A 6,928-nucleotide genomic window follows, 5' to 3' on the forward strand; every position below is an offset into this window, starting at 1 on the left:
ATTTTTTAGTGCCGGAAAAAAAGGTGGCCATAACCACCCTGGGCTGCAAGGTTAATCAATACGAATCTACAGCCATGGCGGAAATGTTTAAATCCGCCGGTTTTCAGGTGGTTGATTTTGAAGGTCCGGCGGATGTATACATAATAAATACCTGTACCGTTACCCACCTGGGTGACAGGAAATCCCGGCAGCTCATCCGCCGGGCAGTCAGGGCCAACCCCGGCGGGCTGGTGGTTGTAACCGGCTGTTATGCCCAGACTTCACCGGGGGAAGTGCTGGAAATACCCGGGGTTGATCTTGTGCTGGGCACCGCCGATAAAAGCAGGATTGTGGAGCTGGTGGAGGGTGCTGTAAAGGGGAACAGGGTCAGCCGGGTCAAGGATATATTTAAAGTTGAAAAATTTGAGGAAATGCCCGCCGTGGCTTATACGGGCAGGGTAAGGGCATTTTTAAAAATACAGGAGGGCTGCAATAATTTCTGCGCCTACTGCATAATTCCCTATGCCAGGGGAGCTCTGAAAAGCCGCAGGCCGGAAAATGTGCTGCAAGAGGCTGAGCGGTTGGCGGCCGGAGGCTTCAAGGAAGTGGTGCTCACCGGCATACACACCGGAGCGTACGGGCAGGATTTGCAAGGTGATGTCAGTCTGTCCGGGTTGCTGCGCCGGCTGGCGTCTGTTCCCGGATTGGCCAGGATACGGCTTAGCTCGGTGGAGCCCATGGATTTTACCGAAGATCTGATAGAGGTCTTTGCTTCCGGGCCTCCTCTGTGCAGGCATATACATATACCGCTGCAGAGCGGTGACGATGCCGTGCTGAAAAATATGCGCCGCCATTATTCTGCTGAAGATTTTCGAAACCTGGTGGAGAGAATAAGGAAAGCCGTTCCCGGGGTGGCCATTACCACGGACGTTATAGCGGGTTTTCCCGGGGAAACCGGGGAGCAGTTCAACAATAGCTATAATTTTATAAGGGAACTGGGCTTTGCGGGAATGCATGTTTTTAAATACTCTCCCCGGCGGGGCACACCCGCCGCGGATTTTCCCGGTCAGGTCAAGCCCGGGGATAAGGAGCGCCGCAGCAGGTCTCTGATTAAGCTGGGGGAGGAAATGGCCGCTGATTATGCCCGGGGGTTTGTCAACACGGTTCAGGAGGTACTGGCCGAGGAGTATTATGACCCGGAGAGAGGTCTATACCAGGGATTTACAGATAATTACCTTAAAGTTGTTTTCCCGGGCAATAATAATATAAGAGGAGAAATAATAAAAGTGAATATTGAGGAATTATCCGGAACAAATCTGGTTGGAACGAATTTAATACCATTTATTTAATACAATTGAAGGAGTTAAACGGTTAATGTTGAATAAAATGAAGACGGGGAACACTCCGGCCGAGATGCTTTCATTTTATTGCTTAAAACATTACCGGGGGGAGGTGTTACTTTGCAGGACTGTATTTTTTGTAAAATAGTAAATAAAGAAATTCCGGCCGAAGTGGTTTATGAAAATGAGACCGTGCTGGTCTTCAAAGATATCCACCCGGCAGCTCCTGTGCACCTCTTGCTTATCCCCAAAAAGCATATACCAACCTTTTTTGACATGGAGGAGGAAGATATAAAGCTATTGGGTGATATACAGATGGCTGCCGCCGAGGTGGGGAAAAAACTAGGCCTTCAGAAGGGTTTCAGGTTAATCAGCAACTGTAATCAGGACGCCGGACAGCTGGTTTTCCATATTCACTATCATCTAATGGCCGGTAGACCGTTGCATTGGCCCCCAGGATAGGTGGAGGCGGGCGGGAGCTTTAAAGCGACCTCCCCGTTGACGCTATTTAAATCTTCTAGTATAATAACATGGTATTGTTAATTTTCAGGGTGGTGCATTACTCATATGGTTTACCAGGTTTTACGGCCTGGCGGAGGGAGGGAAAAGGCATGGCAGAGGTACGTGTCGGTAAAAACGAGACACTGGACAGCGCCCTCCGACGCTTCAAACGCACCTGTCAGAAGGCAGGCGTGCTGGCGGAGGCCAGGAAACATGAACACTATGAAAAACCCAGCGTAAAGCGCAAAAAGAAATCCGAGGCAGCCAGAAAGCGCAAATTCCATTAATACGGTTGCTGAACGAAGCAGGCCGCTAACGGCCGGCTTATATAATGACAGACCAATGATGCCCGGCGGAAACGTCCGGGCATTTAAATTAAGGGCATTTCTTCGTGAAAAATGTAAGATATTAAATGAGGAGGTGTTGAAATGACTCAGGAATTGTTGACATGGCTGTCCGTGCTGGCTTTTATAACGGGTATTATAGCCCTTGTGCTGGAGATTTTCGTCATTCCGGGTTTCGGGGTTGCCGGTGTGGCGGGAATTATACTGATAGGCTGGGGAGTGCTGCTCCTGTCCGTGGACTTCACCCAGGCCACGGCTGCCCTGGGGGTTGCCCTGGTTGCCACTGTGGTTCTCTTCGGGCTGGGAATAAAACTCTTTTCAAAGCTGAAACTGTGGCAGCGCATTACCTTACAGGACAAACAGAACAGCGCTTCCGGCTACGTGGCTCCGGTTTCCGAGCCTGACATATCCCCGGGTATGGTGGGAACTGCGCTGACCCCCTTAAGGCCGGCGGGTGCCATTGAAATAAACGGAATGCGTCTGGATGCGGTTACCAGTGGTGAATACATCCCGCCAGGCTCCAGGGTGCGGATAGTCAAGCTGGAGGGCACCAGAATGGTGGTGCGGGTGGTTACCGATTAATTAATAATATTTTGCAAAATCATGGCTTCAAATTCCATTGCCGGAACCGGCCGGCCGAAAAGATACCCCTGAATTTCATCGCACTGGTGTTCCTTAAGGAATTCCAACTGTTCCTCGGTTTCCACTCCTTCCGCGATTACTCCCAGCTTCAGGCTCTGGCCCAGAACGATTACCGCCGAGGCAATGGCGGCATTGTCATGGTCGGTATTTATTTCCCGGACAAAGGATTTGTCTATTTTAAGTTTGTTGATGGGGAAACGCTTCAGGTAACTCAAGGATGAATATCCGGTTCCGAAATCGTCTATGGAGAGCTGGATACCCATTTCCTTTAATTCTTTAAGGGTCTTTACTGTGAATTCAGCATTTTGCATGGCTATGGTTTCGGTTATCTCCAATTCCAGCCAACAAGGGTCCAGCCCTGTTTCCCCCAGAACCCCGGCAACCATTTCCTGCAGATTTTGCAGTTGAAACTGGCGGGCGGAAAGGTTAACAGCCACTCTCATGGGAGGGAAACCGGCATTCTGCCAGGCCTTGTTTTGGGCGCAGGCGGTTTTTAAAACCCATTCCCCCATGGGCACTATCAACCCGGTATCCTCCGCCACGGGGATAAAATCTCCGGGAAGGATCAGACCTTTTTCCGGGTGCCGCCAGCGGACCAGGGCCTCCATGCCCACAATTTTTTGGCTTTTTATATTTACCTTCGGCTGGTAGTATAATTCAAATTCGTTTCTTTCCAGCGCCCGGCGCAGGCTGTTTTCCATGGACAGCCGCTCGAAGGCCCTGTCGTTCATAACCGGGGTGTAGAGCTGGTAGCTGTTCCGGCCCTGCTCCTTGGCCCTGTACATGGCTGTATCCGCATTTTTCAACAGGGTATCAACATCCCTGCCGTCGTTGGGAAAAAGCACCATGCCAATGCTGGTGGTTACGTACAGCTCGTGGGTATCCACCCTGACAGGCTTTCGCACCAATTCCAATATTTTCTGGGCCAGTTTGGCAGCGTCCTCTATTTTTACTATTTCAGGCAGAATAATTACAAACTCGTCGCCTCCCAGGCGGGCAACGGTGTCGTCTTCGCGCAGGGAGTAGGTCAGCCGCCTGGCCATGTTCTGAAGCAAAAGGTCCCCCTGGGCATGTCCCAGGGTATCGTTAATCAATTTAAACCTGTCCAGGTCCAGCATAAGAATGGCCAGCATCATATTGTTGCGTTTGGCATGGGCCATGGCCAGTTTCAGCCGGTCCTTCAAAAGCAGGCGGTTGGGCAGGCCGGTTAAAGCGTCATGAAAGGCCTGGTGCCGGATTGTTTCTTCATAGCGATGCCGCTCGGTGATGTCCCGGGAAACCAAAACCTTGCGGATTTCACCTGTTTTGGTCCGGTAGGTTTTACAGGTGCTCTCGAACCAGCGCATTTCCCCGTTTTTGTGAAGAAACCTGAAAATTATCTGCTCCGAGACGGTTTGTTCAACGGCCCTGCTTAATCCGGTAACAACGGCGGGGCGATCCTCCTGGTGGATGTACTCAATGAATTCCCTGCCCAAAAGTTCGCCGGTGTCATAGCCCAGAACGTCATAAAAATTGGGTGTGAGGTACAGGTAATGTCCTTCGGTACTCAACTCGCTGATTAAATCATAGGTGTTTTCAGTGAGGGTGCGGTAACGTTCCCTGCTTTCCTTCAGTTCCTCCTCAACCATTTTACGGCCGGTGATATCCCTCAGTATTACAATAAAAAAATATTGCCTGTGCACTGAAAACCTGCTGATGGTAAGTTCCAGGTTCACGGCGCAGCCATTTTGGCTTATGCCGGTGATTTCCCGGCTTCTGCTGTCTGCGGCCGTTTCCTGCTCACCGGCTGATTGACTGAAATATTCGTCATGGCGGCTGTAGAAGCCCGGCATTAATAAATCAATATTGCGTCCCACGGCCTCCCTGGCGGTGTAGCCGAAAATAGTCTGGGCGGCGGGATTGAATGATTTGATTATACCCCGGTCGTCAATGGTGATTATGCCGTCCAGGGCGTTATATATTATAGATTGGGCGAAGGCTTCACTTTGATTTAGCGAGACTTCGGTCTGACGTGCCCGGGTTAGCCTCAATACCCTCTGGCGGAGAACGGCCCAGTTGATGGGTTTGGTAATATAATCGGTAGCTCCCGAGGCAAAGGCCAGTTCCACGGCGTTGTCGTCGTCGAGGCTGGTTATCATGATTACAGGGGTATTGCTGCCGCCAGGCAACTGCTGCAGGCTTGAGCAGGCGGTAAAGCCGTCGGTTACCGGCATTACGCAGTCCATCAGCACCAGGTCGGGATTATGGATTTGAAACTGGGTGATGGCCTGATTGCCATCCTCCGCCTCAACAACAGTAAGCCCTTCCTGTTCGAGGAATTGGCGCAGCTTTAAACGCATATATTTTGAGTCGTCCACCACCAGAACCCTGGATTTGTATTTAGCAAGCGATGCCTCAGACATGGCTATCCTTTCTAATGTGAAATCATATCAGAATTTGGTGAAAAACAATATTACAATTAGTAATACTCCACTGAAAAAGCAAATTCCTCCAAGAATATCACGGATTGACGCGAACCAAAATATTTTTTGTTTATAAAAAATCATTGACATTGTTGACCACAACCCCGGCTTCCCGCCGATCGGTTTGCAGGGGGTATTTGAATTCCGCCGAAGGCAGCCCGGAGCCGCCGGTAAGCAATATATATTTGGGTCTGGTTTTGTTGTTAATAAAAACAAACTCATTGCTCCTGGGCCTGTTGCCGCTAATTTCCGTTTCCCTGTTAATGATAAAAAACCTCCTTTGCCGGGTGAGAGGTGTATGTCTGAGACGGGACTATTGCGGGAATTTGCTCCGGCAAATTCCTTTCGTTCCCGCTTCTCAATGCCGCCGGTCTTTTAAATGCTATATAATTGTTATCCAGCCCTGCTTCAATATGTTGACATTAATACTGTCCTGGTCGGCATAGTCCACCCGTTCCACAACACCCTTGTAGGTAAATGCGTCAAGGCCGCGGGCGGATTCCACCATTCCTCCGGCCACTTCAAATTCGGTTCGCTCACCCTGCAGCATTTCAGCCGGGTTAAAGGGTTCTTCCAATTTTAAACTACCGGCATAGCCACGGTATAACTCCCACATCATTTTTTCTTCCGTCCAGGGGGGGACTGTTACGTGAAGTCCAATTTCTTCCACGGCCTCCCGGCGGGATATCATATGATTATGGGCGTACAGTTTTTCAGTGAGGTTGTTCACAATATTCTTCAGTTTATCCGGTTCGCAGAAATTGCACCTCAGGCGTAACATTTTGTAAGCCAGGGAGCGTATCAGAAGGTAGTTGCGGTGAACGTTCCCCAGCGCCAGGGGGTGTATGTGTTCCGCCAGCAGGGTAAAGGCCTGGGCCAGGGCGGTATCGCTGCTTAAGCCCCCCTTTTCCTTGGCCAGGGCCAGGTAAGAGTAGACGTCCTCCACGTTGACCGGCACCCTGGCCGCCGGATTAACCGGGTCCTGGGGGTTGAAGGCGTTCACCACGCTGGGGTCGATTGGTCCCAGTTCCCCCATTTTGGTCATTACAATTTCGTTGGCTCCCAGGCAAATCAACGTTCCCGCGCTGGTGGCCCGGTAGGGAACCAGTACGTTGAAATGCTCGGTGTATTCCCGCACCAGGTGAACCATGCGCCAGGGGGTAAGCACGTCGCCGCCCCTGGTATATAGAAAAAGTTCAATCTTATCCCTGTTTTCCGCCTGTTCGAGATGTTTGTACAAAACCGGTATGACATCCGGGGCGATGCGGGTGTTGACATTTTCCCGGTCCCCGGTAATATAGCATATTACCGTGCTGCCGCGAACTTCTTCAAGTTGGCGGATTAAAGCCAGTCTTTCTTCCCTTGTCATTTGCATGCCCTTCCGTATAGTTGTCCTGTAAGGCATCTTTAGTATGCCCAAAAGATTGTTTTTTCTGATAGAATTTCAAAGGGTTGTCGCCCGCCGGTCAATTCCGCCGCAAACCGGGGAAGTTCCGGCGGCGGGTTAAAATTACTGTTGATTCCGTGGGGCGTTAAGTTTAATCTTGAATTACAGGCTAGGAGGCCGTTGAAAAAGTCCATCTGCTGCGTTGCGGCTGCGGCCTCAATGCTCGACGTACTATGAGTACGCCTCCGCTTGAGGCCTTGCCGCGCCTTGCAT

Annotated in this window: 7 protein-coding genes; 4 read left to right on the top strand and 3 right to left on the bottom strand. The window is 50.7% G+C overall.

All coding sequences use genetic code 11. The features are described from left to right. Nucleotides 1-8: 8 nt before the first annotated feature. The 4 genes from mtaB to DCCM_RS06350 all read left to right on the top strand — a co-directional run bounded on the left by mtaB (nucleotide 9) and on the right by DCCM_RS06350 (nucleotide 2,746). Nucleotides 9-1,328, top strand: coding sequence for a tRNA (N(6)-L-threonylcarbamoyladenosine(37)-C(2))-methylthiotransferase MtaB (gene mtaB, locus DCCM_RS06335; RefSeq protein ID WP_104371592.1), 1,320 nt, complete (start codon nucleotides 9-11; stop codon nucleotides 1,326-1,328). A gap of 111 nt (nucleotides 1,329-1,439) precedes the next feature. Next, on the top strand, nucleotides 1,440-1,781 hold the full coding sequence (locus DCCM_RS06340; RefSeq protein WP_104371593.1) for a histidine triad nucleotide-binding protein: 342 nt from the start codon (nucleotides 1,440-1,442) through the stop codon (nucleotides 1,779-1,781). Nucleotides 1,782-1,930: 149 nt separating this feature from the next. Further along, the gene (gene rpsU / locus DCCM_RS06345; RefSeq protein WP_034121206.1) at nucleotides 1,931-2,107 is read left to right on the top strand and encodes a 30S ribosomal protein S21; all 177 of its coding nucleotides are present in this window, start codon (nucleotides 1,931-1,933) and stop codon (nucleotides 2,105-2,107) included. Between the two features lie 141 nt (nucleotides 2,108-2,248). Then, nucleotides 2,249-2,746, top strand: a complete 498-nt coding sequence (locus tag DCCM_RS06350) for an NfeD family protein (protein WP_104371594.1) — start codon at nucleotides 2,249-2,251, stop codon at nucleotides 2,744-2,746. On the opposite strand, the gene DCCM_RS06355 is transcribed toward DCCM_RS06350, so the two are convergent. The 3 genes from DCCM_RS06355 to DCCM_RS18965 form a co-directional block, all read right to left on the bottom strand. After that, nucleotides 2,743-5,208 carry a two-component system response regulator gene (locus tag DCCM_RS06355; protein ID WP_104371595.1) on the bottom strand — a complete coding sequence of 822 codons (2,466 nt, stop codon included), beginning with the start codon at nucleotides 5,206-5,208 and terminating at the stop codon, nucleotides 2,743-2,745. The genes DCCM_RS06350 and DCCM_RS06355 overlap by 4 nt on opposite strands. A 442-nt stretch (nucleotides 5,209-5,650) precedes the next feature. Next, nucleotides 5,651-6,637: an SDH family Clp fold serine proteinase gene (locus DCCM_RS06360; protein ID WP_104371596.1), complete on the bottom strand. Its 987-nt coding sequence runs from the start codon at nucleotides 6,635-6,637 to the stop codon at nucleotides 5,651-5,653. Nucleotides 6,638-6,675: 38 nt separating this feature from the next. Beyond that, on the bottom strand, nucleotides 6,676-6,928 hold a 253-nt coding region (locus DCCM_RS18965), incomplete at its 5' end, for a hypothetical protein (protein WP_207655549.1).

The organism is Desulfocucumis palustris (genome assembly GCF_002933875.1).
Taxonomy (GTDB): Bacteria; Bacillota; Desulfotomaculia; order Desulfotomaculales; family Desulfocucumaceae; genus Desulfocucumis; species Desulfocucumis palustris.

Excerpts from the sequence above, each read along its gene's own strand:
- rpsU (WP_034121206.1), top strand. The coding sequence starts at position 1,931 with ATGGCAGAGGTACGTGTCGGTAAAAACGAGACACTGGACAGCGCCCTC.
- DCCM_RS06350 (WP_104371594.1), top strand. The coding sequence starts at position 2,249 with ATGACTCAGGAATTGTTGACATGGCTGTCCGTGCTGGCTTTTATAACG.
- DCCM_RS06355 (WP_104371595.1), bottom strand. The coding sequence starts at position 5,208 with ATGTCTGAGGCATCGCTTGCTAAATACAAATCCAGGGTTCTGGTGGTG.
- DCCM_RS06360 (WP_104371596.1), bottom strand. The coding sequence starts at position 6,637 with ATGACAAGGGAAGAAAGACTGGCTTTAATCCGCCAACTTGAAGAAGTT.